The 24,593-nt window shown below is 37.2% G+C and carries 25 protein-coding genes, 1 pseudogene and 1 riboswitch; of the genes and pseudogenes, 13 read left to right on the top strand and 13 right to left on the bottom strand.

Annotated features, from left to right (window positions below):
* The first annotated feature begins 240 nt into the window (after window positions 1-240).
* The 3 genes from ACQV2X_RS07640 to ACQV2X_RS07630 all read left to right on the top strand — a co-directional run bounded on the left by ACQV2X_RS07640 (window position 241) and on the right by ACQV2X_RS07630 (window position 2,065).
* Window positions 241-603, top strand: a complete 363-nt coding sequence (locus ACQV2X_RS07640) for a PadR family transcriptional regulator (protein WP_428874021.1) — start codon at window positions 241-243, stop codon at window positions 601-603.
* Window positions 593-1,339, top strand: a complete 747-nt coding sequence (locus ACQV2X_RS07635) for an HAAS domain-containing protein (protein WP_428874022.1) — start codon at window positions 593-595, stop codon at window positions 1,337-1,339. Before ACQV2X_RS07640 ends, ACQV2X_RS07635 begins: the two co-directional genes overlap by 11 nt.
* A 498-nt stretch (window positions 1,340-1,837) precedes the next feature.
* The gene (locus tag ACQV2X_RS07630) at window positions 1,838-2,065 is read left to right on the top strand and encodes a hypothetical protein (RefSeq protein WP_428894390.1); all 228 of its coding nucleotides are present in this window, start codon (window positions 1,838-1,840) and stop codon (window positions 2,063-2,065) included.
* A gap of 26 nt (window positions 2,066-2,091) precedes the next feature.
* On the opposite strand, the gene ACQV2X_RS07625 is transcribed toward ACQV2X_RS07630, so the two are convergent.
* Window positions 2,092-2,457 (bottom strand): hypothetical protein, encoded by a 366-nt coding sequence (locus ACQV2X_RS07625; protein ID WP_428874368.1) that lies wholly within the window; start codon window positions 2,455-2,457, stop codon window positions 2,092-2,094.
* 370 nt (window positions 2,458-2,827) lie between these two features.
* On the opposite strand from ACQV2X_RS07625, the gene ACQV2X_RS07620 reads away from it, so the two are divergent.
* From ACQV2X_RS07620 to ACQV2X_RS07595, 6 genes are all read left to right on the top strand, one after another.
* Window positions 2,828-3,994, top strand: a complete 1,167-nt coding sequence (locus ACQV2X_RS07620) for a polysaccharide deacetylase family protein (protein WP_428874367.1) — start codon at window positions 2,828-2,830, stop codon at window positions 3,992-3,994.
* A 221-nt stretch (window positions 3,995-4,215) separates the two neighbouring features.
* Window positions 4,216-5,916 carry a C69 family dipeptidase gene (locus ACQV2X_RS07615; RefSeq protein ID WP_428874366.1) on the top strand — a complete coding sequence of 567 codons (1,701 nt, stop codon included), beginning with the start codon at window positions 4,216-4,218 and terminating at the stop codon, window positions 5,914-5,916.
* 127 nt (window positions 5,917-6,043) lie between these two features.
* A complete protein-coding gene (locus ACQV2X_RS07610) occupies window positions 6,044-6,535 on the top strand; it encodes a prolyl-tRNA synthetase associated domain-containing protein (protein WP_428874365.1) in 492 nt (163 codons plus the stop codon).
* Window positions 6,536-6,906: 371 nt separating this feature from the next.
* Complete coding sequence (locus tag ACQV2X_RS07605; protein ID WP_428874364.1) at window positions 6,907-7,419, top strand: hypothetical protein; 513 nt, start codon at window positions 6,907-6,909, stop codon at window positions 7,417-7,419.
* A gap of 107 nt (window positions 7,420-7,526) precedes the next feature.
* A complete protein-coding gene (locus ACQV2X_RS07600; protein WP_428874363.1) occupies window positions 7,527-7,853 on the top strand; it encodes an MgtC/SapB family protein in 327 nt (108 codons plus the stop codon).
* Between the two features lie 144 nt (window positions 7,854-7,997).
* Entirely contained in the window at window positions 7,998-8,222 is a 225-nt protein-coding gene (locus ACQV2X_RS07595) for a hypothetical protein (protein ID WP_428874362.1), read from the top strand.
* 19 nt (window positions 8,223-8,241) lie between these two features.
* Here the strand turns inward: ACQV2X_RS07595 and ACQV2X_RS07590 are convergent, their stop codons facing one another.
* Genes ACQV2X_RS07590 through aroB form a run of 7 tightly spaced genes read right to left on the bottom strand, consistent with a single transcriptional unit; the run spans window position 8,242 to window position 14,904 of the window.
* Window positions 8,242-8,985 (bottom strand): aminotransferase class IV, encoded by a 744-nt coding sequence (locus tag ACQV2X_RS07590; protein ID WP_428874361.1) that lies wholly within the window; start codon window positions 8,983-8,985, stop codon window positions 8,242-8,244.
* Window positions 8,967-9,737 (bottom strand): 3-deoxy-7-phosphoheptulonate synthase, encoded by a 771-nt coding sequence (gene aroF, locus ACQV2X_RS07585; RefSeq protein WP_428874360.1) that lies wholly within the window; start codon window positions 9,735-9,737, stop codon window positions 8,967-8,969. Before aroF ends, ACQV2X_RS07590 begins: the two co-directional genes overlap by 19 nt.
* 15 nt (window positions 9,738-9,752) lie before the next feature.
* Window positions 9,753-10,211, bottom strand: a complete 459-nt coding sequence (gene aroQ, locus ACQV2X_RS07580; RefSeq protein WP_428874359.1) for a type II 3-dehydroquinate dehydratase — start codon at window positions 10,209-10,211, stop codon at window positions 9,753-9,755.
* Window positions 10,177-11,463, bottom strand: a complete 1,287-nt coding sequence (locus ACQV2X_RS07575; RefSeq protein ID WP_428874358.1) for a shikimate kinase — start codon at window positions 11,461-11,463, stop codon at window positions 10,177-10,179. Before ACQV2X_RS07575 ends, aroQ begins: the two co-directional genes overlap by 35 nt.
* A 26-nt stretch (window positions 11,464-11,489) precedes the next feature.
* Window positions 11,490-12,602, bottom strand: coding sequence for a chorismate synthase (gene aroC, locus ACQV2X_RS07570; protein WP_428874357.1), 1,113 nt, complete (start codon window positions 12,600-12,602; stop codon window positions 11,490-11,492).
* The gene (locus ACQV2X_RS07565) at window positions 12,592-13,863 is read right to left on the bottom strand and encodes a 3-phosphoshikimate 1-carboxyvinyltransferase (RefSeq protein ID WP_428874356.1); all 1,272 of its coding nucleotides are present in this window, start codon (window positions 13,861-13,863) and stop codon (window positions 12,592-12,594) included. Before ACQV2X_RS07565 ends, aroC begins: the two co-directional genes overlap by 11 nt.
* Entirely contained in the window at window positions 13,864-14,904 is a 1,041-nt protein-coding gene (gene aroB, locus ACQV2X_RS07560; protein ID WP_428874355.1) for a 3-dehydroquinate synthase, read from the bottom strand.
* Window positions 14,905-14,971: 67 nt separating this feature from the next.
* Window positions 14,972-15,065: riboswitch (THF riboswitch) on the bottom strand.
* 174 nt (window positions 15,066-15,239) lie between these two features.
* On the opposite strand from aroB, the gene pabB reads away from it, so the two are divergent.
* Window positions 15,240-17,258 carry an aminodeoxychorismate synthase component I gene (pabB, locus tag ACQV2X_RS07555; RefSeq protein ID WP_428874354.1) on the top strand — a complete coding sequence of 673 codons (2,019 nt, stop codon included), beginning with the start codon at window positions 15,240-15,242 and terminating at the stop codon, window positions 17,256-17,258.
* A gap of 81 nt (window positions 17,259-17,339) precedes the next feature.
* Here pabB and ACQV2X_RS07550 read toward each other — a convergent pair whose 3' ends face one another.
* From ACQV2X_RS07550 to ACQV2X_RS07530, 5 genes are all read right to left on the bottom strand, one after another.
* Complete coding sequence (locus ACQV2X_RS07550) at window positions 17,340-19,484, bottom strand: heavy metal translocating P-type ATPase (protein WP_428874353.1); 2,145 nt, start codon at window positions 19,482-19,484, stop codon at window positions 17,340-17,342.
* On the bottom strand, window positions 19,474-19,842 hold the full coding sequence (locus ACQV2X_RS07545) for an ArsR/SmtB family transcription factor (RefSeq protein ID WP_428875159.1): 369 nt from the start codon (window positions 19,840-19,842) through the stop codon (window positions 19,474-19,476). Before ACQV2X_RS07545 ends, ACQV2X_RS07550 begins: the two co-directional genes overlap by 11 nt.
* A gap of 342 nt (window positions 19,843-20,184) precedes the next feature.
* On the bottom strand, window positions 20,185-20,964 hold the full coding sequence (locus tag ACQV2X_RS07540) for an ABC transporter permease (protein ID WP_428874351.1): 780 nt from the start codon (window positions 20,962-20,964) through the stop codon (window positions 20,185-20,187).
* 5 nt (window positions 20,965-20,969) lie between these two features.
* Window positions 20,970-21,755, bottom strand: coding sequence for an ABC transporter permease (locus ACQV2X_RS07535; RefSeq protein ID WP_428874350.1), 786 nt, complete (start codon window positions 21,753-21,755; stop codon window positions 20,970-20,972).
* Window positions 21,752-22,726 carry an ABC transporter ATP-binding protein gene (locus ACQV2X_RS07530; RefSeq protein WP_428874349.1) on the bottom strand — a complete coding sequence of 325 codons (975 nt, stop codon included), beginning with the start codon at window positions 22,724-22,726 and terminating at the stop codon, window positions 21,752-21,754. Before ACQV2X_RS07530 ends, ACQV2X_RS07535 begins: the two co-directional genes overlap by 4 nt.
* Before the next feature lie 176 nt (window positions 22,727-22,902).
* Here ACQV2X_RS07530 and ACQV2X_RS07525 point away from each other — a divergent pair, with 176 nt between their 5' ends.
* From ACQV2X_RS07525 to ACQV2X_RS07515, 3 genes and pseudogenes are all read left to right on the top strand, one after another.
* Window positions 22,903-23,538 (top strand): endonuclease III domain-containing protein, encoded by a 636-nt coding sequence (locus ACQV2X_RS07525; RefSeq protein ID WP_428874348.1) that lies wholly within the window; start codon window positions 22,903-22,905, stop codon window positions 23,536-23,538.
* A gap of 99 nt (window positions 23,539-23,637) precedes the next feature.
* A pseudogene (locus ACQV2X_RS07520) lies at window positions 23,638-24,051 on the top strand (TspO/MBR family protein).
* A gap of 15 nt (window positions 24,052-24,066) precedes the next feature.
* Complete coding sequence (locus tag ACQV2X_RS07515) at window positions 24,067-24,429, top strand: TIGR02328 family protein (RefSeq protein WP_428874347.1); 363 nt, start codon at window positions 24,067-24,069, stop codon at window positions 24,427-24,429.
* Window positions 24,430-24,593: the final 164 nt, after the last annotated feature.

The raw sequence follows: 24,593 nt of genomic DNA, 5'->3' as shown, positions 1-24,593 counted from the left end.
TTCTATGTCTGTGTTGTTACTACATAGATTAGCAGACTCACTGGCTCTTTTTCTAATTTATATGGCTAAGTTCATTTTACAATTCACCAAAACTTAATATTAGAAGAGTCACCTCATCTTTAAGAAGGGGTAATTGAATTTTAAACTAACTCTTGCATTACAAGGTAGCTAGCTGTATAATAATCTTAAAATACTATGTAATACAAGATAGTGAATTCGTTCTGTAAAAGGAGGGGTAATTTGTCTTCTACACAAATGTTAAAAGGAGTCATTGATGGATGCATTCTGATGATTATAAAAAATAAAGAAGTATATGGTTATGAACTGGCAGAAAAATTATCCCGTTATGGTTTTCATTCGATGAGTGAGGGTACGATCTATCCTTTATTAATGCGAATGAAAAGAGAGGGTTTAGTATCATCGACACTAAAAAAATCCACTGCAGGTCCCAAAAGGAAATATTATTCCCTGACTGAAAAAGGCGCAGATGAATTGGATCATTTTATTAAGCGCTGGGAAAACCTTCAAAGTAGCGTTAACAAGGTTTTAAATAGAGAGTCGTACACGGATAGTGATAAAGGAGATGGAACAAATGGAAAATAATACTCAACTATCGAAACAAAGTAAAGAGTTTTTAGAAAATCTAACCGTATACTTAGTTTCTAAAGGTAAGGAAACGAATGAGATTGAGGAGATAGTTAGTGAGTTAGAAGATCATCTCATACAAGCTGAAGGCCAAGGGAAGCCGATTGAGCATATTATTGGTTCGTCGCCTAAAGATTATATGAGGTCAATAGCCAATGAAATGTTAGTTGATCACCGTTCTGCTATTAAGAATATTATTGGCATTATGGTTGCATCCTATTCTTTCATTATCTTACCTAATTTGATGAGAGGCGAATTCTCTTTTTCGATTCTAGAGATTATGGGTCATTTAGTTATTGCTGGAGCATTTATTGTTGCAGTGCTTGCTGCTTTTAGAAATATTATTCCAGCTAGATTATCAGACAAAATGAAGTATTTACTATTTGCTATTATTTCACTTGTAACTATAGCTGCCTATGTTGCTTTATATTATGTAGATAGTATGACTCAAACACCAATTATAACATTAGACTCCACCGTCAGCCTTCTCATTGGGTCTATTATGGTGTTGAACTTAATTTTATTATCAATTTGGTCCAAAACAGCGGTTTTACTCGTAACACTTTTGTTAATTACACTACCAGAATATCTTTTAAATCTATCGCCTCTTCCCTACGAGTTAAAGCAAATTTTAACTTTGATTATTATGATAGGAGGATTTGCACTGTATGCTTGGTTTGTTTTAAAAAGATAAATTATCATAACAAGTGCAACACTCAATAAACGCAGAGTTCATTAGCTATATTAATAGGTAAATAACCAAACAAAACAGATTAAAAGGAGCCATTAACTATGAGTTATAACCATCTTACCATGGAAGAGAGAGCTTGTATTTATCAATTTTAAATTTATGAAGGAGTATCATAAAAATTGCCAAAACATTAAGAAGATCTCTTAATACAATTTCAAGAGAAATAAAAAGCAATTCTTCAAACATTAAGGTTCGTAGAGGAAAAGAGAGTCATAGAAAAAGCAAGTATTGTTTTGTAACACTGGCAGAAAGAAGATCCAGATATTACATAGCGATATTAGTAGAAAATAGAAAGTCGGAAAATATCACATCGGCAATCATTAATGCGCTAAAAGATCTTGTAAAAACAATAACATTTGACAGAGGCGAAGAATGTTCAGAATTTGAGGAAACAGAAGAGGAATTAGGCTGTAAGACATATTTCTATGATCCTTAGTGTGCTTGGCAAAAGGTACAAATGAAAACAGCAATGAGCTTTTAAGAGAGTTTTATCCTGAAGAAATGGATTTGTCAAAAGTAAGTAAAGATGGTTTACACAATAACCTAGAGTTAATGAAAAATAGACCAAGGAAAGGTATAAAATATAAACCACCTAAAGAAGAACTTTTTGGATTCTTACTATCGGTGTTGCATTTGATTGGACAATTCGTCAAAAGAAAAAGCGCCTAGTTTATAAACTGGGTGTTTTAATCATTTTAAACTATATCAATCGAAACAGGGTAATCAATATTTAAGTCAGGATCTTCTTCGTTCACTAATTTTAGCGTCATTTCTAAATCATCATCGATAGTAACATCTTCTGCCATGATATTCATGGTTCTATCTGTCTTATTTTCTACTTCAAAGACGAACTCATAATAATACCCTAATTCTTCATCATCTTTTTCATTTACTTCGACATATTTAATGAAGAAGTCTTTGTCATCCGTAATAATATATTCTTCATCTCCACCTGTTAATTCTTTTAACTTGGCTTTCTTGTCTTTCAGCTCCTCTTTGAGAGCTTTAATTTCGATTTTCAATTCTTCAATCTTTTCTTCATCTTGAGCGGAGACAGTCACTCCCCCCCAACATCATCATACTTGCCAATAGCACTATATTTTTTTCATCAATGACTCCTCCTTTTGATTTTAATAGTTTTATTTCTTGTCTATATATTAACCATAACATTGAAGGAGAAGGCATTCAATTAGATAGCTTATTGCCTTAGAGAATAATAAATAGAAAACCAAAAGGACTTAAAAACTTTTTGAATTTTTATAACAATATAGTTTTAGAATAATTAAAGATAATTAAAATTTCTAATTGGAACAATTGTAAATAAAGTTAATTTCTTTATCTTTTTCCCTAGAATTTATCTATTAGATGGAGTATGCTTAAAAAGATGTAAAAAAAGCTGGGAAAAAATTGTGAATAAAATAAGGTGATCAAATGTATAAGAAAATAGCAGCCAGCCTAGCAGTGTGTTCAATTTTACTGTTAATCATTTATATGACATTTAATGCTAACAATCAGAATGAATCGACCTTTTCAAAAATCGAATTGAGTGCTCGAAAGAACAAATCGCCTGAAGCTTATCGCAAAGAACTATTGGAATTATATGAAACGCAACCCTTAACCGGAGAGGGTGTGGTTGAAGAAAGAGAATTAAGAGATATTAGTCTCAATGAGTATAATACAAAAATAGAGACCATTTTAGCTGAAATAACTGATCAACCACTCAAAGAATCCATCCATTCTTTAGCCGAGAGAGATCGGCCGCTAGTCGAATTAAATCAAGAGGTTCGTAATCTTAAAAAGAATATGGAAAATCCTAACAAATATTCTCCAGGTTTTTTAATTAAAGTGAAAGAAATTGATCGTAAATTAGAAGCAAACAACTTAACAAGAACATACAAAGACTTGAGTCACTGTTATCAAAGTTGGGGAAAGGCAATTTATGAACATTCTATTCCAGTCCCTCGTAAAGTCTATGCTGACCCAGACCTAGGGAAGTTTATAAACATATCAGCCCAGCCAGATGAAAATACTAATACTCAAATGCACTATGCTAAATTTGCAGTCTTAACGTTTGATGACGGGCCCAACCCAGTCACTACGCCACAAATCCTAGATATTCTTAAAGCACATGATGTGAAAGCAACCTTTTTTGTATTGGGTCAAAATGCAGAAAAGTATCCCGAAATCATTCAACGCATGCATGATGAAGGGCACTTGGTGGGCAACCATTCCTACAGCCATCGAAATTATACAATAATTAGTGATGCTGATGTTCTATATGAACTGAATCACACTAACGAAATTATTGAAAGGGTGACTAATGTCCCTGTCAACTACTATCGAATGCCATATGGAGCAGGTGGCAAACGTGAAATGAATTTAACGGAAATGACTCCTGTTCTATGGAACGTTGATTCGGAAGATTGGAAGAGTCGAAATGAACAAGCCATTATCAACCGTGTAGTAGCAACCCTATTACCTAGTCCAGTAATTTTAATGCACGACATCTATCAAGAATCGGCTAACTCATTAGGAGCAGTCATTGAAAGCGTCCAAGCCAATGGGTATCAGTTTGTGCGACTGGATGAAATGATGTAATCATTCAAACCTCATTATCATAAGTATAAATGCCTAGCTAGAATTCAAGTCTAGTTGGGCATTATTTTTTCTTTTGTTTAATAGTTTTTTACAATTTTAGATTATAACTAATGAGCCATAATCTATTTATAAAAATAATATGCTATATAAACTGATTAAGTAATAACCAAGTGTTATAATTAAATTATGAAGCGTTTACACAAAAATTTAGGAGGTATTTTATGAAGAAGTTTTTCGCAAGCATTGTTGCCATGTTATCGGCAGGAATGTTACTGGCTCAACCAGTAGCTGCCTGTACAGGCGTATATGTTGGTAAGGGCCTTACAGAAGATGGGTCAGTTATTTTTGGCCGAACAGAAGACTTAGAACAAAGCCATAATAAGACTTTTGTAGTAATTGAAGCAACGGAAAATGAAGAAGGCGCAAAGTTAGTGGATGAATATACTAAGTTCGAATTTGAACTACCAGCTCAAACTTATAAGTATTTTGCTGTGCCAGATACCACCCCTGAGTGGGGCTTGTATTATGAAGCAGGTTATAATGAGTATGGTGTAGCGATGGATGCGACCACTACTACTTATACTAATGATGAAGTTTTAGCGGTTGACCCTTTAGTTGAAAACGGTCTTTCAGAAGGAATCATGACGACCGTCGTTTTAGGTCACGTTAAAACAGCGCGTGAGGGCGTGGAGTTGTTAGCATCGATTATCGATGAGAAAGGCTCTTCCGAAGGCAACGGATTGATTATTGCTGATAAAAATGAAACTTGGTATATGGAAATTTTATCCGGTCATCAATATGCTGCGATGAAGTTGCCAGATGATATGTTTGCCGTATTCCCCAACTCGTTCTTCTTAGAAACAGTCGATGTGAACGATACTGAAAATGTGATTGTCTCTGCCGATTTAATTAACATTGCAGAAGAAGCGGGTACTTATGTCGAGGAAGAGGGGATGATTCGGGTTGCTGATTCTTATGCAGCTGAAATAGATCCCGGGTCTGTGTCTAGGTATTGGTCTGGAGTAAAAACCTTAGATCCAGATGCAGAAGTTTCTTTAGATGACACAGAGTTTCCATTCTTACATTCTACGGATAAAACAATCACATTAGATCAAGTCATGAGCTTACAACGAAATCGTTTAGAAGATACAGATTATATTCCAGCGGATAACATCGCATCTGCTACCGGTGGACAAGTTGTTAAAGAAACTGAAACAACAGAAGGTGAAGAAACCAAAGCAACAGAAAGCGAAGAGGCTGAGGCAACAGAAGGTGAAGAAACCAAAGCAACAGAAACCGAAGAAACCGAAGTAGAAGAAAGCGAAGAAACTGAAGCAACAGAAACCGAAGAAACCGAAGTAGAAGAAAGCGAAGAGGCTGAAGCAACAGAGGGCGAAGAAGCTGAAACAACAGAGGGCGAAGAAACTGAAACGACTGAAAAGCAAGAACCAGAAAAGCCTGAGAATGCTTTATATCCCATTGGTAACAAAAATACAATGGAAGCTCATATCTTCCAAATTTATGAAGATATGCCTGAAAAAGTACCAGGTGTGATGTGGTTAGCGATGGGATCACCTACCGTTTCACCTTACTTACCATACTTTGGAAATATCAATGACACACTATCTGCTTACCAAGTGGAAGCCAATGAATATGATCCAGAATCATTCTATTGGGCAGTAGATAATCTACTAACCATTATGTTAGAAGATGAAGAGAACTTAAAACCAGAAATGAGAGAAAAGATCTTAGCCATTGAAAAAGCTGGTAAAGATAAATACGAAGAATTACGTCAAGAACTTATCACGATGTATGCTGAAGATCCTGAAGCAGCTGCAGAATGGATTACTGAACAAACTATGCAATTAGCTCAAGATGCCTTTGACCAAATCAAAGATTTAGAAGCAGAGTATTCAAAATAATTAGTTGGAACTGAATTTCAATATTCTTAGGTAGAAATGTCCCCAAAAGTTGGTTTTAATCTAACTTTCGGGGACTTTATTGTAAAAAAAGTTGATAATCAGAAGGTTTAAAGTTAGGAAGGAAAATATGGATCTTTATAAGCCAGTAGAAGATAAGTTGAAGGAATTAAAAATTCCATTTCAGATAGTTGATCATGAGCCTGCTTTGACAACCGCGCAAGCCGACGCTTTTATTGAAGGGATCGACGGTGTTCGGACTAAAACAATGTTTCTAACAAATAAGAAAAAGACTGAATTTTATCTCTTAATAATGGATGATCAAAAACAATTGGATATGAATCAACTAAAGGAGCTGATCAAAGCAAACAAAATTCGGATGGCTTCAGCTGAATCTTTAAAAGAAAAAATGCAATTACCTCCCGGTGTTATTTCACCTTTTGGTTTGCTGTTTAATGAGGATAAGGATATCAAAGTTTATTTTGATAATGAAATTATGTCCCAAGATCGTATGAGTTTTCATCCTAATACCAATGAGAAAACAATTTTTATCAAAACGCAGGACTTGCTTAGATTTATTGAGGCGATTGGGTTTGGGTATGAAGTTTTGGACTTGAAATAGATATTAAATTAAATAGAATAGCTGAGCTAACTGATCTGATTACATTTATTGGATTTTTTATTTATATTTTAAATCAGGTAGTGTCAAATAAAATGTAGGTACACAATTTATTTGACACTACCATTAAATTTGTTATGAGTTTTATTTTTACTAGTGTTGCATTTAATTTTACAATGCATCATATCAACATATCCTTAAAAATGGTAAAATAGATATAATTAAATTCAAGAAGGTGTTTAAATGGAGAATAGAATAAACAAATCTAAAACAGTAGTAGAGCAAGGTAAATTTGTTAGCAAAGTAGCGCTTTATTTTGGAATTTTTCTTTCCCTTACGATTTTTTCCTCTTTTTAAAAAGTCAAGAAGTTTCATTGATAATCAATTTATTAATATCATTAATATTATTTTCATCTTATTACATTATTTATTTGACAATTCAAACCTTCATACGAATCTTAGATCAAATTATTCTTAATAATGAGCAGACACAAAATTTTATACAAGAATATTTTAGAATAAATGAAAAAAGAGATGAAATTCTAAAACGTAAGTTTAATGAGCAAAATAAAGATTTTAATTCGACTTCTAATATTGAAGATTTTGAAGAAAAAAGCAGAATTAGAGAAGATAATATTGAATTACATGACAATCAAATTTATAATTTTAAAGGCAAAATTATACAAATATTAACTGATCACACTTATGAATTTATCGATGAAAAGTCGGATGGTTATGTTCTCGAAAGTTATAAAAAATTAACACATTTGATTGGTAAAAAAATTATTGTTAGAGGGTATAAGAATGGGGTCAAAACAGAAAAAATAAAAATGACTAAAGGAAGTCTCCATGAATCAATTAGAGCAATTGAAATAGAAATTATATAAAATTTTTTATAATGATTGATCAATAAATTCTTTTTGTTATATAAATTGTAAGTCTTCTTAAATTAAAAATTTAGTAAAGAAGTATCAATAATTTAGGGAGGTCATCAATGAAGTTACCAACGATTAATTTTGAAGAAGTAAATTTCTTTACCATACTCTTAAGGTCCCTTTTAGCTATGTTGATTAGTGGTATGATTGGTTTTGGACGTGGATTGAAAAATCATCCAGCCGGTATGCGTACTTATATTTTAGTCTGTGTAACTTCAGCCATGGTAATGATGACCAATCAGTTTGCAGCCGAATTTTTTGAAGGGGTTGATCCTACACGGATGGGGTCGCAAGTTGTGAGTGGGATTGGCTTTTTAGGTGCCGGTATGATTTTAGTCACTAATCGTGACAAAATTAAAGGGTTAACCACGGCTGCGGGCTTGTAGTCTTCGGCTTGTATTGGCTTAGCAATTGGGATCGGCTTCTACGAAGTAGCAATTGTTGTAGGCTTTATACTCCTAATAACTTTGACCTTCTTACAAAGACTTGAAAGCTCATTAAGGAAGAAAATACCTTGGGTAACGGTTTTTGTGCAAGCAAATGATGTTCAATCTTTTAATGAGGTCCTTCATTTTATTGAAGTGTCATTAGTTACCGTCACTTTTATCAAACCCTTAGTGAATAATAGTGACCAACTTGATTATTTAGTCCGTCTAGTAATTCCTAAAGAAGTTCATGCTGAAAAGTTCTTTCAAGATATCAATCAGCTTGCAGGCGTGAGTATTTATGAATCGGAAGATGAATATAATGAATAAAAAAGCTAGTCAAATGTTATCACCATTGGCTAGCTTTTTGCTTATATATTTTTATAGAATATTCCTCTTGGATGTAATCAATTAGAGGATGATGATCTTGGTAATGGGTTGATTCAAGTGTTTTAATTGGAGTAATCCCCATCAAACAGTTGGTCATAAAACCAGCTTGGAAAGATTGTCTTTCTTGCCAGTCTATGGGGCGAATAGTCACAGGGAAATGGTCAAGCACCCATTGACGCATAATACCTGGAAGAAGACCTGCGCTTGTTGGAGCAGTGATAAGCTCTTGGTCTTTAACAAAAAAGAGATTCGTAAAGCTTCCCTCAGTGATCTGGTCTTTTTCATTTAAAAAGATGCATTCAAAAGCCCCTTTTTCTCTTATCTGCTTTAAATTAATTTTGTTCGCTAAGTACATAGTGGACTTATGTTGCAAGAGTGTGTTAGAGGAATGGCGCTGCCACTTTGCTAATTTTAATGGCTTTGCAGGCAAGAATCTCTTACCATAGGGATCCGATCGTTCTTGTAGAACAAGATTACCTGGTGAGAGGATGATTTTTAAAGCCCCATCCACCATTTCTTTCTCGTTAATAGAGTTGACAATAACGTTTTTGGTTATAGAACTTTTGAAACCTAAAGCTTTGGCTGATTGACACAAACGGCTAAGATGTTGGTCTAAGAAGAGCGCTTGTCCATTGATGACTTTAAGGGTGGTAAAAACACCTTGTCCAAAAAGAAAGCCTTCATCTAATTTGATGTAAGCCATGGTTGGCACTCCTTCATTAGTTGATCCAACATAGAATAATCAATAGTCTGAGCGGCATCGGTCCAGGCCTGGTCGGGATTGTGATGGACTTCGACCATAATCCCCGAAATATCAGCGGCTAAAGCGGCTTTACTTAAAGGGAGGATGAGGTCGCGTCTACCACTGGCATGGCTAGGATCAATAACGACAGGTTGTTTCGTTTTGGCTTGGAGGAGAATAGCACCTGCTAAATCAAGGGTGTTGCGTGTTTCATCTTGAAAGCTACGTATGCCGCGTTCGCAGTATACAACCGAAGCTTTTCCTTCGCTCATTAAATACTGACCGGCCATTTCCCATTCTTTAAGAGTTGCTGAAAAGCCTCTTTTTAATAGGACAGGTTTACCGGCTTGACCTAACAACTTCAGCAGTTGGTAATTATACATATTTCGAGAACCTACTTGAAACATGTCCACAAGATCGATCAGCTTTTCGACATCATATTCACTTAAAACTTCTGTGACCATCGGGAGGTGAACTGAATCAGCGGCGGCTCTTAAGTACTTTACACCTTCAAAGCCTAAACCTTGAAAAGCATGAGGGCTGGTTCTTGGTTTATAAGCACCCGCTCGAATCATGTCGACTCCCGCCGCCTTCAAGGCTTGAGCTTCTTTAAAAATATGTTCTTCAGATTCAATAGAGCAGGGTCCAGCGATAACAATAGCTGGTTGTTTGCCAAAAGTGACTTGCTTTACAGATACAGAATTCATTGTCATTTATATCTTCTCTTTCTATGTGATAGGTGATGGATTATTAGGATTAAAGAGGTAATTTTTGATAAAATCCAGAGCTTGAAGGTAGCCTGCAGGGCCTTGTCCTTCAATTGTTATTAAGGCTAAATCTTGGATATATGAGACTTGTCGGTAACTTTCTCTTTGACTAATAGAACTTAGATGGACTTCTACAAAAGGAATGGCAACGGCTGCTAAAGCATCGCGAATAGCGATGGATGTATGGGTGTAGGCAGCTGGGTTTATTACTATGCCATCCACCTTTTGATAAGCATTTTGAATTTTATCGACTAAGGCTCCTTCGTGGTTGGATTGAAAGATATCAAGGTCTACAGCATATTCATTTGCCCATTTTTTTAAAGAGTTTGTTAAGTCAGAGTATGAGGTTTGACCGTATATTTCTGGTTGACGGATGCCTAATAAGTTAAGGTTGGGTCCGTTGAGGACTAATAATCGCATGTTTGATCAGCCTTTCTTGCATTTCTTGATAGCTAGTTGGGATAGAAGACTTGACGGGAATAATGAGGTCTGCACTCTCTTGGTAGAGTGTTTTTCGTTCATTCCATAAACGCTTAACTTGGTCTAGTGAAGCTGAAAGTGGTCGGCCCTTTCGAGACAGTTCTTCTAAGGGGCGCTCCAATAGAATCAATCGACCATTCTGAGTTAGAGCTTGTCGGTTCCTTGCCCTTAAAATGGCACCTCCGCCCGTGGCAATTACTTGCCCATTTTCCTTAGCCACTTGATGAATGATTTTTTCTTCTAGGTCGCGAAAAGGTTTTTCGCCCACCTTGGAAATATATTCAGAGATCGGTTGATGGATGACAGCTTCGATCAATTGATCGGTGTCTAAAAAGGGGCGGCCTAGTTGATCAGCCAGTTTTTTTCCGAGAGTGGTCTTGCCAACACCTGGCATTCCGATAAAAACTAAGTTTTCGATTCCCTGCCAATAGGATTGGCAAATTTGATGGATGAAGTCTGTCGGATAAGACTTACCGGTAAAAAGTTGACTGGCAAAAAAAGCTTGAGCAATTAACATGTCGAGTCCACCTATAGCTTGAATGCCTTGGCTTTTGGCTTGGAGGACTAAAGAAGAGCGTAAGGGATTATAGATGAGATCAACGACCGCTTCTAGTTGAGGGAATGCGGTCAAGTTTAATCTTAAATCCTGGTTATTAGGGTACATACCAACCGGTGTCGCATTGAAAATAACTTGAGCCGCCTGATTGTCAGCCTTTAATGGTGGGAAAGCTTGGCGAATGCTTAAATGGCTAACTCGTTGACAGTCCTGGTTTTTAGCATAAACAGCGATCATTTTGGCAGAGCCACCGGATCCAAGAATAAGCACATTTTTGCCTGTTAAGGTCAGATGATTATTTTTTAATAAAAAGTCTAAGCCAGCGTAGTCAGTATTATAGCCTTTGAGTTTTCCCTCTTCATTCACAATTGTATTGACCGATCCGATGGCTTTAGCCAAGGGGTCTAGGTTGTCTAAATAAGGTAAGGCCGCTTCTTTATAAGGAATAGTCACATTGAGTCCGAGGTAGTTTTTCTCTAAAAGAAAGTCTTTCAACTGATTGGGTTCTAATTCAATTAAGTGATAGGGATAGTTCCCAATTCGTTGGTGAATAGATTGGGAATAACTATGACCTAATTTACGTCCGATTAAGCCACAAAGAGTGGGTTTTTTATTTTTTTGAGATGTCTGTAACATAAGAACCTACTTTCTAAAGGCGGCAATTAATTTTTTGTTGAAATAGTTGGCCATTGACCGTCCATCATCATTAGGTCTAAAAGGCAAATAGCGGTCATTGCTTCAATAACGGGAACAACCCGAGGGACGATACAAGGATCATGCCGGCCTTCAATCGTCAATTCTTGATTAACTTGTTTATCAAGGTTGACACTTGCTTGGGGTTGACCGATAGAAGAAGTAGGCTTAATTGCTACTCGCATAATCAAGGGCATGCCAGTGGTCAAACCACCGATAATACCGCCGTGATGGTTGGTCAGCGTTTTAACCATCAGGTTATTATCCAAATAATAAGGATCGTTGTGCTGGCTGCCGCGTAAGTTTGCTCCAGCAAAGCCCGTTCCGAATTCTACGCCGCGAGTGGCGGGAATGCCAAACATGGCATGGGCTAATTTAGCTTCACACGAATCATAGAGGGGTTGACCGATACCAACTGGTAAGCCGTCAACGATTACTTCGATTTGCCCTCCTACAGAGTCTTTATCTTCTTTAGCGGCTAGGATAGCTTCCTTCATGGCTTGGCCTTGCAGGTCATCAATTACGGCAAATTCTTTATTAACTAATTCACTTAAGGCTTTAAAATCAGGTTGCGCAAAATCAACTAACCGGTCTTTTATACCAGCGATTGAATGAATGTGGCTATAAATTTGGATGTCGCTTGTTTCTAATAAATAGCGGGCAATACTACCAGCCATTACAATTGGAGCAGTCATGCGCCCTGAAAAGTGTCCGCCCCCACGAATGTCATGGTGTCCCTCATATTTAATGAAAGCAGGATAATCAGCATGTGAGGGGCGCGGGAGATAGTGATGTTGGGCATAATCCTTGGACTGCATGTCTTGATTCCTAATTTCTAAGCAAAGGGGCGCCCCACAGGTTTTACCGTCTACAATACCTGCTTTGACTTCAAATAAATCAGTCTCGTTACGGTTAGTTGACCAAACCTTTTTACCAGGACGACGACGTTCGAGAGCTGTTTGAATGGCTGCATAAGGGAAATCTAAACCGGCAGGAAGGCCATCAATGACTACCCCAATCGCTTTAGCATGGGATTGTCCGTAAACAGTGAGACGAAAATTTTGACCGAGACTAAAGGACATGATAGATACCTCCTAATTTTTGAAAATCATCGAAGAAGTGGGGATAAGATTTAGAAACACAGTCCGCCCCTTTAATAATCACAGGTTCTTGGGCAAAACTACCGGCAATGGCAGCTGTCATTGCAATACGGTGGTCTTGAAAAGTATCCACAATTCCGCCATGAAAGCCTTGCCCTCCTTGCAAGATGAACCCATCAGCTTCAGCTTGTATGTAGACACCTAAAGCTTGCATAAGAGCTACGGTAGATTCTATTCGGTCACTTTCTTTTAAGCGGAGACGTTGGCCGTTAACGATGCGAGTAATCCCAGCTTTTCTAGCGGCTGCTAGGGTAAGGATAGGAATGGCATCGGGCAATTGACGGGCATCGATTTCCACTATTTGATTACTTGCAGTTGAAGTCTTACTGGGATGATAGTCAGTGGATTGTCTTGCCGGCTCGGGGGTGGGATAGCCCAATTTATCCAAATAGGACAAAGCCTGACGGTCTGCTTGGAGACTGTCAAAAGTAAGATTTAAGACCTGGACGCCTGCTACTAAGAAGAAAAGGGCGTTGGACCAATCGCCTTCTACTTGGTAGGGCGCTGCTTGTATAGGTCCATCGAGTAAGTGATAGGCTTGAGTTTGATGAGAAAAATCAATCCTTTTACTAAATTCTTTTAAGCTAGCTAAGGTCATGTCGACATAGGCAGCGGATTCCAAAGGCGAAGTTAATTTTATCTGACTTGCTTTATTTAAATGAGCGAGAGCCAAAGCTAATCCTGAAATAAATTGAGAAGAAACATTACCTGGAAGTTGGTAATTTCCTGCTTCTAACTTGCCTGAAAGCCAGATACTAGGGCCTTCTTCTTGCCAATAAATACCCAATTGGTCAAACAAGTCCCAATAAGGTTGGTTGGTTCGATTGATCAAACTCCCTTGGCGAAGGATTTCGACCTGTTGGTTCTTTTCTAACCGACTAGCTAAGATAGGAATTAGAAAGCGTAAGCTTGTTCCCGACTCGCCCACATTGAAGTGGCGCTTCATAGAATGAGCATCTGGCAGGATATGGTATGCTTTTTGATCTGAATCATGGTGAACCAGGCAACCTAGTCCTTCAATACAAGTCAATGTTGCTTCTAAATCTTTTGAAAGACGGTCTAAATAGATGGTAGAGGGACCATTGGCTAAGCTGGCTGCAAAGAGTGCTCGATGAGCGTCTGATTTAGAAGGAATTGCAGAAATACTGCCTTTTAAAGAGTGAGGCATAATTTGAATATCCATCTACAATCGACTCCCTGCTTCAATCCATTGGCCTAATTCATGAATAGGAATGGCTTGTCGGACACAATTTCCTATTTCAACAGGAATAATTAAGTGAATCGTTTGGTCTTGTTTTTTCTTGTCGTGATTAATGGCGTTCAGTAAATCATGGTTATCACAGTAATAAGTCTGGAATAGTCCTTGTTTTTGGTATAAATCTTCAAGAAGAGGAACGAATGATTGGCGGGCCCAACCCAATTTAAAACTAGCACGAGCCATCCATAATAGGCCGATTGCGACTGCTTCACCATGGTTCACTTGGTGGTTGCTAATACTTTCAATGGCATGGGCGAAAGTATGACCTAAATTAAGGAATTGTCTTTTACCTTGATCGTGAAAATCATTAGCAACATAGGCGTGTTTTATTTCTAAAGACCGTTTAATTAGATTCAAGTAGTTGAGTTGACTTTTATCTCGTCTGATGTCCTCCAATAAAGCGGGGTCAGTAAGGATCGCATATTTTATAATTTCTGCTAACCCATTGTTAATTTGTCTGATATCTAAGGTGTCTAAATAGGCAATATCGATATGAACCCAAGCGGGATGATAGAAAGTACCCACTTGATTTTTATAGGCACCAAAATTAATGCCATTTTTACCCCCAATGGCAGAGTCAACCATAGCTAAAAGAGTCGTCGGAACTTGTATAAAGTTGATTCCTCTTAAATATGTGGCGGCTAAAAAGCCCCCTAAGTCACCAATGACGCCACCACCAAAGGCGATTAGGCAATCAGACCGAGTAAGTTTTTCTTCTACCATACGATTCATCACTTCTTGATAACAAGCTAATGACTTTGACGCTTCACCGGCAGGAACAATATGGTAAGAAAAGGATGCTAACTGACCAAGTTGATCAATTTGTTCTTGGTAAAGGGTCGCCACATTTTGATCCGTTAGTAGAAACTTTTTTCCGCTCATTTGGCTTAAGCGTTTTTTTAATTGACTAAAATGATGGTGTTCTAGATAGATTGGATAAGGAAAAACATTCAATTGGATGTCCAAAATGTACCCTCCTAAACAAAAATAGGAGCTCTGAGAAATTCAGAGCTCCGCTAAAGATGGATAATAAAACAGCGGAAGATAAAAGGCATCGCATGATTGTTCATTTCGTTTTACAGCAACTTCCCATCTGTAAATACTTTACGCACCTTTTATACTCTGTTCAAAGTTCTCCTTCATTATAGGTGAATGATAGCACTTGTCAATCATTGACAAGGATTAAATGCTATTCTTTTTAAATTACTTTTCAGGTATTTTTACTAACTACAAATTGTGATAAAATAGGACAATAACCAGTTACATAGATATCGTTGAAAAAAATGTTAGGAGAAACCATTATGAAGTTTGTCATCATTGATAATTATGATTCCTATACTTATAATCTGTTTCAATTAATAGCCAAAGTGACGCAAGAAGTTCCGTTGGTTATTAAGAATGATCAAATGTCATATGAAGAATTTAAATTGTTAGATTTTGATGCGGTGGTTATTTCACCAGGTCCTGGAAGTCCTGAAAATCCTGAAGATTTTGGTCTTTGCCGTGAAGTAATCGAAAAAGAAGAACGCCCCATATTGGGCATCTGTTTGGGTCAGCAAGGAATTTACTATCTGAATGGAGGAGAAATTATATTGGCTCCTCAGCCTGTTCATGGGCGGCTGAGTGAAATCAGACATAATAATCAAGGGCTTTTTAAAGGACTACCGCAAGATTTTAAAGTGACCCGTTACCATTCTTTAGTCTGTAAAGAAGAGAAATTGGAGAACATTCAAGTGGATGCGAGAACGCACGATGGCTTAATTATGGGGATTTCTCATCGTAGCAAACCTCAATACGCCGTTCAGTTTCATCCAGAGTCAATTGCTTCACAAGAAGGTGAGCGTCTAATTGAGAATTTTGTAGACTTGATCCACACCTTCCAAATACAAACAAATCCTTTGCGTGTTACAAAAGTTCCTTATCAAGGCAATGCACAAGCGTTGTTTAATCAGCTTTATCAAATTAATAAACAAACGCAATGGTTAGACTCTAGTCAAGTGACAAAAGCTTTGTCTCGTTTTTCTATAATTGGACAAGCGGGTCCTCGCCATGGCCATCGTCTGACCTATGATATTACGGATAATTTGGTTATCAAGACAGATATAAAGGGAAGAGAAGAAAGAATTCATCAAGATATATTCACTTATTTAGAAAAACATCAACCTCAATGGCCAATCCATCAAGATTTACCATGTGATTTCCAATTAGGTTATATTGGTTATTTTGGTTATGAGCTCAAAAGTTTAATGGAAGGGCCTAATCAGCATCAGTCATCGTATCCTGATGTCATATTAGATTATATTGATCGAGCGGCTGTTATCGATCATCACGAAAACCAACTTTATTTACTATCCTATAAAGATGACAAAGACTGGATCAAAGATTTAGATTTTTCACAGGCTTATATTTCAGTAGGTGAAAAAGAAGAGCTTATCATGGAGGCCTTCGATCAACCAACTATTGCTTGGGCTATGGCTCGCAGTGACTATTTGAAAGCTATCCACCAATGTCAAGACTACATTCGAAAAGGAGAGTCCTATGAAATATGTTTGACCAACCGCTTGGATATCAAAGACCAGCTAGATGCCTATATATATTACCAAACCTTACGCCAAGCCAGTCCAGCCCCTTACGCAGCCTTTTTAACTTTTGATCATTTTGCTGTTGCGTGTTCTTCTATGGAAAAATTCTTAACTTTGAATCGTGATGGTAGAGTTCAAACCAAGCCCATCAAAGGAACGGCTAAAAGGGGTCAAAACCCAGCAGAAGATCAAGCGATTATTCATGCTTTAGCAACCGAGGAAAAGACCATGGCTGAAAACTTGATGATCGTAGACCTATTGCGAAATGATTTAGGTAAGGTCTGTCAGATTGGAACAGTAACGGTTCCCAAGTTGATGGCTGTTGAGAGTTATTCAACCCTTCATCAATTAGTGACTACCGTTCAAGGCTTTCTTGCAAAAAATGTTTCAGCTATTGATCTGTTTAAAGCTTGCTTCCCTGGTGGTTCAATGACTGGAGCGCCGAAGTATCGTACCCTCGAATTAATTGATCAATTAGAAGGACGTCCACGAGGTATCTACTCAGGGGCTATTGGCTATATTGCTAATAATGGTTGTATGGATTTAAATATTGTTATACGCACGGCGGTTATTGAAGAAGAAAAGACTAGTCTCGGTCTAGGGGGAGCAATTATTGCCCTTTCAGATCCAGAAGAAGAGTACCAAGAAACTTTAGTCAAAGCCCAAGGAGCTCTTAATGCCTTAAAAGCCTATTACCATCTACCTTCAACTTACGAATTTAAAATTGAAGGGGCCTAAAAGGATTCATTAAAGATAAATGAGTTTGTTAAACGAAGAAAACCAGCAAGCATACCATTATTATGCTTGCTGGTTTTTTTATTATTTAACTTTCCCAAGTGTTCGCAAACTATTAAGAACTGCAAGGATGGTCACACCAACATCGGCGACAATAGCCATCCACATGGATGAGAAGCCTAAAGCGGCGAGGCTTAGGAAGAGTACCTTAATTCCAAGTGCAAAGGCTATATTTTCTTGAGCAATGCGTAAAGTTTTTTGAGCAATTTTAATAGCCTGAGGGAGTTTAGCTAAAGAATCATTCATAATGACAATGTCTGCTGATTCAATAGCTGCGTCAGATCCCATTCCTCCCATGGCAATTCCAATATCTGCACGGGCAAGAGCCGGGGCATCATTGATGCCATCACCGATAAAGGCAACATTAGAGGATTTTTTATTAGACGTTGATTGCTTAACGTTAGCTAAAATTTTCTCCAGTTCGATCATTTTTTCTTGTGGAAGCAAGTCACCTTTTGCTTGATCAATCCCAACAAGTTGAGCGATTTCGTCGACGGTTGCTTGATTGTCACCAGAAAGTAAGATGGCAGAGGAAATACCCAATTGATGTAATTCTGTCAGCGCGGACTGAGAATCTGGTTTGATCTGGTCTTTAATGAGGACATAGCCTTGATATGCTTGATTAATACTGAGATAAACGACAGTGGCAGCAGTCTTTAATTCTGGCACTTCGATCTTGAATTGATCCATCAAGTCCTTGTTTCCAGCAAGTAAACTTTTACCGTCCACAATTCCTTTAAGACCTTTACCGGTGATTGTTTCTACTTCTTGCACACGATGAGGATCTAAGGGCTGATTATAGGCTTCTTGAATGGAGAGTGCAATAGGATGGTGGGATTGGCTCTCCAAGTGAGCCAGTGCTTCTAAAAACTCATTTTTGCTTAAATATAAGGCCTCTACTTTGTCAATCGCAAAGTTACCTTGAGTGATTGTTCCGGTTTTATCTAAAACTAAGGTCTTAATCTTTGTTAGGGTTTCGAGGAAATTTCCGCCTTTAACCATGATACCTTCACGTGCTGCTGCACCAATTCCACCATAAAAACTCATAGGAACAGAGACAACTAAGGCACAAGGACAAGAGATAACTAAAAATTGTAACGCACGGTAAAAGCTTGTTGACCAAGAAATGTCACTAAAAAAGATAGGAGGCAAAGTAGCCAAAAGAACTGCTAAGGCAACTACAACCGGTGTATAAACGCGTGCGAACCGAGTAATAAATTTCTCAGTAGCTGCCTTTTTGGAAGAAGCATTTTCAACTAAGTCGATAATTTGGCTGACCGTTGAATTTTGGAAGGTCTTAGTGACTTTAACTTTCAGTTGAGAACTTAAGTTGATCGAACCTGAGTAGAGGGTGTCGCCTTCTTTTAAACTCTGAGGAAGAGATTCTCCAGTAATAGCTGAGTGGTCTACTTGAGATTGACCTTGGATAATTTGTCCATCTAGAGGGACCTTGTCTCCGACAGCTACGATAAATTCTTGACCTTCAACTAACTCGCGGGGGTCAATTTTGGTTAATGTACCATCAGTTTGTTGAATACGGGCAAAGTCAGGACGAATTGCCATCAAGGATTGAATTGATTGGCGAGATTGGTTAACGGCACGGTCTTGAAACCATTCTCCGATAGAATAGAACAGCATAACGGCAACTGCTTCAGGGTACTCACCAATCACAAAGGCACCTAAGGTAGCAATCGTCATTAAGAAATTTTCTTCTAACCAGTCCTTATTTTTAATTTTATTCCAAGTAGTTTTAAGTACATTCTGACCTATGAACAGATAGGTCAGACCAAAATAGCCCACTAGAAGCCATTCAGAAGAAATATAATTTGTTAAAAAGAATCCTAAGATAAATAAAGGAATGGTAATTAAAATACGCCAGCCTTCGCTATCAAGTAAGCCTTGACTGTCCTTATTTTTATCAAGGTTTAGATTTGATTTTTCTTCTAGCTCAAAGAGCGGAACCAATTTTATCCCTTGTTCGACTTCTTGTACATTTTGTTCCAAGCTTTGAATGAGATTAGACTCCATCACTTGGTCCGTGTCGATTGTTAATTGTCCTTGTGCGAAATTAACGGTCGCTTCAACTTGATCCGAATTGTTTAAGCGAGTTTCAATTTTTTGAGCACAGTTAGCACAAGACAAACCCTGCATTTTAAATTTATAAGTCATTATTATCATTTCCTCCTTCTGCTGCATGTTCCAATGCATTGTGATATAAAATACGCACATGGTCATCAGCAATTGAATAATAAACAATACGTCCTTCTTTGCGCTTTTTAACTAAATTTAATTTAAATAGATAAGCGAGTTGATGAGAAGTGGCAGATTTGGACATGCCTATTAGATGGCCTAAATCGCAAACACACAATTCTGTCTTAAGCAAATACCATAAAATTTTTGCTCGAGAGGGTTCTGCTAATGCTTTAAAGAGTTTGATTAGAATTTTAAAATGTTCTGGATTGAGAGGCACTTCTTGAGCTTTCTTAATCGCTTCAGGATGAATTGCATTCTCTTGACAGCTATCCATGGCATGACCTACTTTCTGTTTATAAATAGTAAAAATTATCATTTATAGTTGAACAGACGTTCAACCTTTACAACTTAAATATACCACTCACTATTATTTTTGTCAAATGAATACTAATGGTTGATAAACGGCTTGCTAAACTATAATAAACTGACCTCTAAATGAATAGAAATCAGGTAGAAAGAGTAAACGATTAAAAAATAATAAGTAAAATAGTATATAGATTGAGGGCCTTTGAGTAGACGTTAGTGAGTTTAATTGACTGTTTTAAAAGGAAATTTAATAAAGTAGAGGTTAGTTTATGAATCTTATTTATCATTTCATTGAAATAAGATTCTTTGACTAAGAGCCGGTTGACTGATAATGATACAAGCCAAATCGCCAAACACCATAAACAGGTATAGCAAAAACTAGACTCAAAAAAGGAAATAGAGCTAATCGCCAATCATTACTCTTACCTACTAAATATAAAAAGGGATAATACTGGACCAAAGCCAGAGGGAGAATAAAGGTTAGAAACTTTAATATCTTCTTTCCATAAATAGAGAAGGGATATTGACCAAATTCACGTCCGCCATCTGTAAAAATATTCATAATCTCTAATCCTTGAATGGTAAAAAAAGAAAGGCTTGCTGAAAGAAAATATAATAAGGAAAATAACAAGCTGGCTGTTAAGATCATTATGAATAAAGTAGCAATCTTATTCCACGACCATACCATCTTGCCTCTTTCAATGACGAAAACTAGTAGTAAGGCTGCTTGGATTAAGCGTCCTATACGTGAAAACTCAAATTTTGATCCAATAACTTGGAGTAAGGGGCTTTGGGGGCGAGTGAGGACACGATCAAATTCACCATTAGCAATCATCTGAGGAAAAGAATCGAATCCCCTGGCTAGCATTTCAGCTAAGGCGGCCGCAAAAGTGAAAATTCCAGCACATAAAAGCACTTCATCTTTTGAAAACCCTTGTACGCTGTGAAATCTTTCTAACATAAAATAAATGCCTAGTACAGAGACAAAGGTTGCTAAGAATTGCCCCATAATTAATAACAACATAGAAACAGGGTATTGCCATTGAGCCTGCCAATTGAGTTTAAAATAAAGACCTAAAATTTTAAACACTGCATTTAACCTCCTTGAATAACGAATTTAGATAGAGCATGTTGCATCAGCCACCAACCGACCACCAACAGAAGAATCAGCCAAAAAGCTTGAGGAATGATAATATTCCAAGAGCTAATGTCTAGAGAATAGACTCTAAGAGGAATGTTTTGCATATAGGCGAAGGGTGTCCAATGGATAAAGGTTTGTAAAGGCTGGGGTAAAAAGGGTAATGGAATGATTGCTCCGGTTAGAAATTCCCCGATCGTAGCAACAATCACTCGAATTCCCACGTCCGTTAAGAAATAAAAGACACTAATATAGACTAACATTAAGAAGGCAATGATTAATAAAGTAGACAGAATCATCGTCACTATAAAAAGTAGGAGGTGGTTTGGCGGCAAAAGCTTATAAGGTTCTGGCAGAAAGCTTGCTACAATTATCATTGGCAAACACCGTAATAAAGTGCGAGCAATTCGCATGGCAAGGTTAGATATAAACCAATGGGGATAGAGACCGAGAGGACGCGTCAATTGATAGGCAACATTGCCTGAAATGATTTCTTCGAAGATAGTACGGTCATAAATCCATAAAGCAAACAAATTAAGACCGGCTTGTTGGATCCATATATAAGCGCAGACTTGTTCAAAAGTCATAGGTTGACTTTGTGCGTTGGTTTGATAAAAAGATTCGAACATTTTGATGAGAAGTAGGCCCCAAGCAAATTGGGTAAGAATACCTGCTAAAGCAGCCGTTCGATATTGAATGGCTGATTGAAATTGAATGCGAAATATTGCGCTATAAGTTTTCATAATTGATACTCCCGATAAAGCTGGATTACTAGGTGATCAAGGTTAGTAGCATGAGGGCTTATAGATTGTAAATCAAGATTTTGATTTAATAAAGCAATAAATTCATTTTTGGATAGAAGATCCGAATCAAAAGATAATAAAGCTTCTGATTCAGTCGCTTGATAAATTTGAATACCCGGGTGATGAGGTAGTCTTCCTTTATTAAATTCAATGTTCCAAATCTGTTTTTGTTGATTTTTGTTCTTTAATTCCTCCAGGGAACCGTCGAGCAGTATTTTTCCTTGACCAATCAATATAATCCGTGAAGAGAGTGCTTCAATATCTTGCATGTCATGCGTGGTTAAAATAACTGTTGTCTGTTCTTCTTGATTAAGATCGATAATGAATTTTCGAACAGCTAATTTAGAAACTGCATCTAAACCAATAGTAGGTTCATCTAGAAATAGAATGGCTGGCTGATGAATTAAAGCAGCGGCAATTTCACACCGCATTCTTTGGCCTAAACTGAGTTGTCTAACGGGAGTATCCAGTAAGTTTTCGATAGCTAAAGCATATGCTAACTTATCAATTTGTTGATGATAACGCTGTGGATCCACACGGTAAAGGTCACGGATCAGGTCAAAAGAATCCTTAACTGGTAAATCCCACCATAGTTGAGAACGTTGTCCAAAAACGACGCCGATATTTCTAACATGGTCGATCCTGTTTTTCCAAGGCGTTAGGCCCATTATTTGGCACTCACCAGTATCTGGATGGAGGATACCTGATAGGATTTTAAGTGTGGTACTTTTACCAGCTCCGTTTGGGCCAATATAGCCTATCATTTCGCCTTTTTTAACATTAAAAGATACTTGGTCTAATGCCTGATAGTATTCAGTCTCTCTCTTTAAATAAGATAAACCAGGCATTGAGGAGTGTTTTTTTCGTTTGGCTATTTTAAATTGTTTTGAAATGTTTTCAACCTGAATCATCTAATCTCTCCTAAGTTTTTTGATTATTTGAATTATATAGCTAGCGAACTAAAGAAGTAAAATTGAGCCTTTGAATTGTATAACAAGAAGCCTTTCAAGTCAACGAAGAGAAGGTTTTCAATCATAATCTGTTAATAAAGATGATATAATAGGTAAAAGTGGAAAGGGGTGGATCAATGACTTCTGTTTCCATCGAAAAATTGTATACTTATCTTCTGCAAGAAATGGGTCCCAGTGGTTGGTGGCCGGGGGATTCTAAATTAGAAATCATTTTAGGTGCTATTCTGGTTCAAAATACCAACTGGTCGAATGTTGATAAAGTCTTAACTCAATTAAAGCTGGCGACTGGGTTTGATCCGCAAAGGATTCTAAGGTTGGAAAGTAGTCAGTTAGAACAGCTGATTTATTCAGCTGGTTTTTATAAAAATAAAGCCCTAGCTATCCAAGCCGTTTTGAATTGGTTCCAAGAACACCAGTGGAATTATAGCCATATAGTAGAAAAATACGGATCTGATTTAAGAATAGAATTACTTAAGCTTCGAGGTATCGGCCAAGAAACGGCTGATGTCTTCTTAGTCTATATTTTTGACCAAGTCGCCTTTATTTCAAATGCATACGCTCGCAAGTTGTTTTCTTATATCGATCAAAAAGACTATAAAAGCTATCAGCAATTACATGCAGTCGTGCAAATGCCTGAATCATTCACTTATCTTCAAGCTCAAGACCTGCATGGACTGATTGATGAATTTGGTAAAAATTATTTAAAGGATCCTGTTAGGATGGAACGGATAGCTGGAGAGGTGAAGAAATAGTTACTGTATTTTTATGATCGATGCTAAAGCATTTTAGTCGGAGATGAAGGGCTGTTAACTTATAATTTGAAAAAGGAGTGGTTTGATGAAAATTAAAAATTGGTTACTTGTAGGAGCTCCATTGGTCGTTTAACGGCCGATAATGCCAAAGCAGACTATGAAAAGTACAAACAGCCCCCATTTGCACCTCCCAAAGAGACTTTTGGCATTGTTTGGCCATTATTATATACCATGATGGGGATTGCCTGAATAATCATTGATGAAAGTAAAGAAAAAGACGAAGCCATTATTGCCTATCGAACGCAATTAGGCCTTAATTATCTTTGGTCACTCTTATACTTTAAGTATAAATATCGCGGCACCGCTGTAATTGAAAGCTTTTGTTTATTCACAGCTGTTCTAGTCACAGCCATTAAATTTTATCAAAAGAACACTTGGTCGGCTTTTGCTTCTTATCTTAATGGAGCTACTTGGTTCTTAAATCGAGATCAAGCGTCCTATTCCAATGAATAAATTAGGAGGGAAATAATGCGATTATGGCATGAAGATTTGATTCCCTTATTACCTCGACAGCAACTCTTAGGACAACATCGAGAATGTTGTGCTCTAAGAGGAAAGGGATGGGGCAAGCCGCATTCTACTGTAAACTATATTTTTAATTATCATCCCTATAAACTTTACCAATACCATGTTTTAGTAATGGAAGAAATGATAGCCAGAGGCTATCAGCCGGATAGCCTCTGGCTAGATCCCAAATACCGTGGCAAATCAGCTCCGTCTTATAAGGATTTAGAAGAACGCTCATTAGATTATCCCATTTATCCAGAACATGATGAAGCATATCTTCAAGCATGTTTACTTAATTTAAAGAATAAGGGGATTGCTATTTAAATAAAAAACAATTAAGACTGTTGCAAAAAATTTTCTTTTGAGAATAATTTTGTTTAATGGCCTAAGAATAACTATTTATTGACAAAAAATTAGTTATAATAGTGTTAGACGATAATACATATGTGACATAAAACAAATAAAAATAGGGAGCTTCTGTTACACTA

This window comes from Facklamia sp. P12945 (assembly GCF_050409485.1).
Classification (GTDB): Bacteria; Bacillota; Bacilli; order Lactobacillales; family Aerococcaceae; genus Facklamia.
The sequence above is the reverse complement of the archived record's forward strand: the minus strand, read 5'-3'. Positions and strand labels throughout refer to the sequence as shown.

Excerpts from the sequence above, each read along its gene's own strand:
- ACQV2X_RS07635 (WP_428874022.1), top strand. The coding sequence starts at position 593 with ATGGAAAATAATACTCAACTATCGAAACAAAGTAAAGAGTTTTTAGAA.
- ACQV2X_RS07620 (WP_428874367.1), top strand. The coding sequence starts at position 2,828 with ATGTATAAGAAAATAGCAGCCAGCCTAGCAGTGTGTTCAATTTTACTG.
- ACQV2X_RS07615 (WP_428874366.1), top strand. The coding sequence starts at position 4,216 with ATGAAGAAGTTTTTCGCAAGCATTGTTGCCATGTTATCGGCAGGAATG.
- ACQV2X_RS07610 (WP_428874365.1), top strand. The coding sequence starts at position 6,044 with ATGGATCTTTATAAGCCAGTAGAAGATAAGTTGAAGGAATTAAAAATT.
- ACQV2X_RS07600 (WP_428874363.1), top strand. The coding sequence starts at position 7,527 with ATGAAGTTACCAACGATTAATTTTGAAGAAGTAAATTTCTTTACCATA.
- ACQV2X_RS07590 (WP_428874361.1), bottom strand. The coding sequence starts at position 8,985 with ATGGCTTACATCAAATTAGATGAAGGCTTTCTTTTTGGACAAGGTGTT.
- aroF (WP_428874360.1), bottom strand. The coding sequence starts at position 9,737 with ATGACAATGAATTCTGTATCTGTAAAGCAAGTCACTTTTGGCAAACAA.
- aroQ (WP_428874359.1), bottom strand. The coding sequence starts at position 10,211 with ATGCGATTATTAGTCCTCAACGGACCCAACCTTAACTTATTAGGCATC.
- ACQV2X_RS07575 (WP_428874358.1), bottom strand. The coding sequence starts at position 11,463 with ATGTTACAGACATCTCAAAAAAATAAAAAACCCACTCTTTGTGGCTTA.
- aroC (WP_428874357.1), bottom strand. The coding sequence starts at position 12,602 with ATGTCCTTTAGTCTCGGTCAAAATTTTCGTCTCACTGTTTACGGACAA.
- ACQV2X_RS07565 (WP_428874356.1), bottom strand. The coding sequence starts at position 13,863 with ATGGATATTCAAATTATGCCTCACTCTTTAAAAGGCAGTATTTCTGCA.
- pabB (WP_428874354.1), top strand. The coding sequence starts at position 15,240 with ATGAAGTTTGTCATCATTGATAATTATGATTCCTATACTTATAATCTG.
- ACQV2X_RS07550 (WP_428874353.1), bottom strand. The coding sequence starts at position 19,484 with ATGACTTATAAATTTAAAATGCAGGGTTTGTCTTGTGCTAACTGTGCT.
- ACQV2X_RS07545 (WP_428875159.1), bottom strand. The coding sequence starts at position 19,842 with ATGGATAGCTGTCAAGAGAATGCAATTCATCCTGAAGCGATTAAGAAA.
- ACQV2X_RS07535 (WP_428874350.1), bottom strand. The coding sequence starts at position 21,755 with ATGAAAACTTATAGCGCAATATTTCGCATTCAATTTCAATCAGCCATT.
- ACQV2X_RS07530 (WP_428874349.1), bottom strand. The coding sequence starts at position 22,726 with ATGATTCAGGTTGAAAACATTTCAAAACAATTTAAAATAGCCAAACGA.
- ACQV2X_RS07525 (WP_428874348.1), top strand. The coding sequence starts at position 22,903 with ATGACTTCTGTTTCCATCGAAAAATTGTATACTTATCTTCTGCAAGAA.
- ACQV2X_RS07515 (WP_428874347.1), top strand. The coding sequence starts at position 24,067 with ATGCGATTATGGCATGAAGATTTGATTCCCTTATTACCTCGACAGCAA.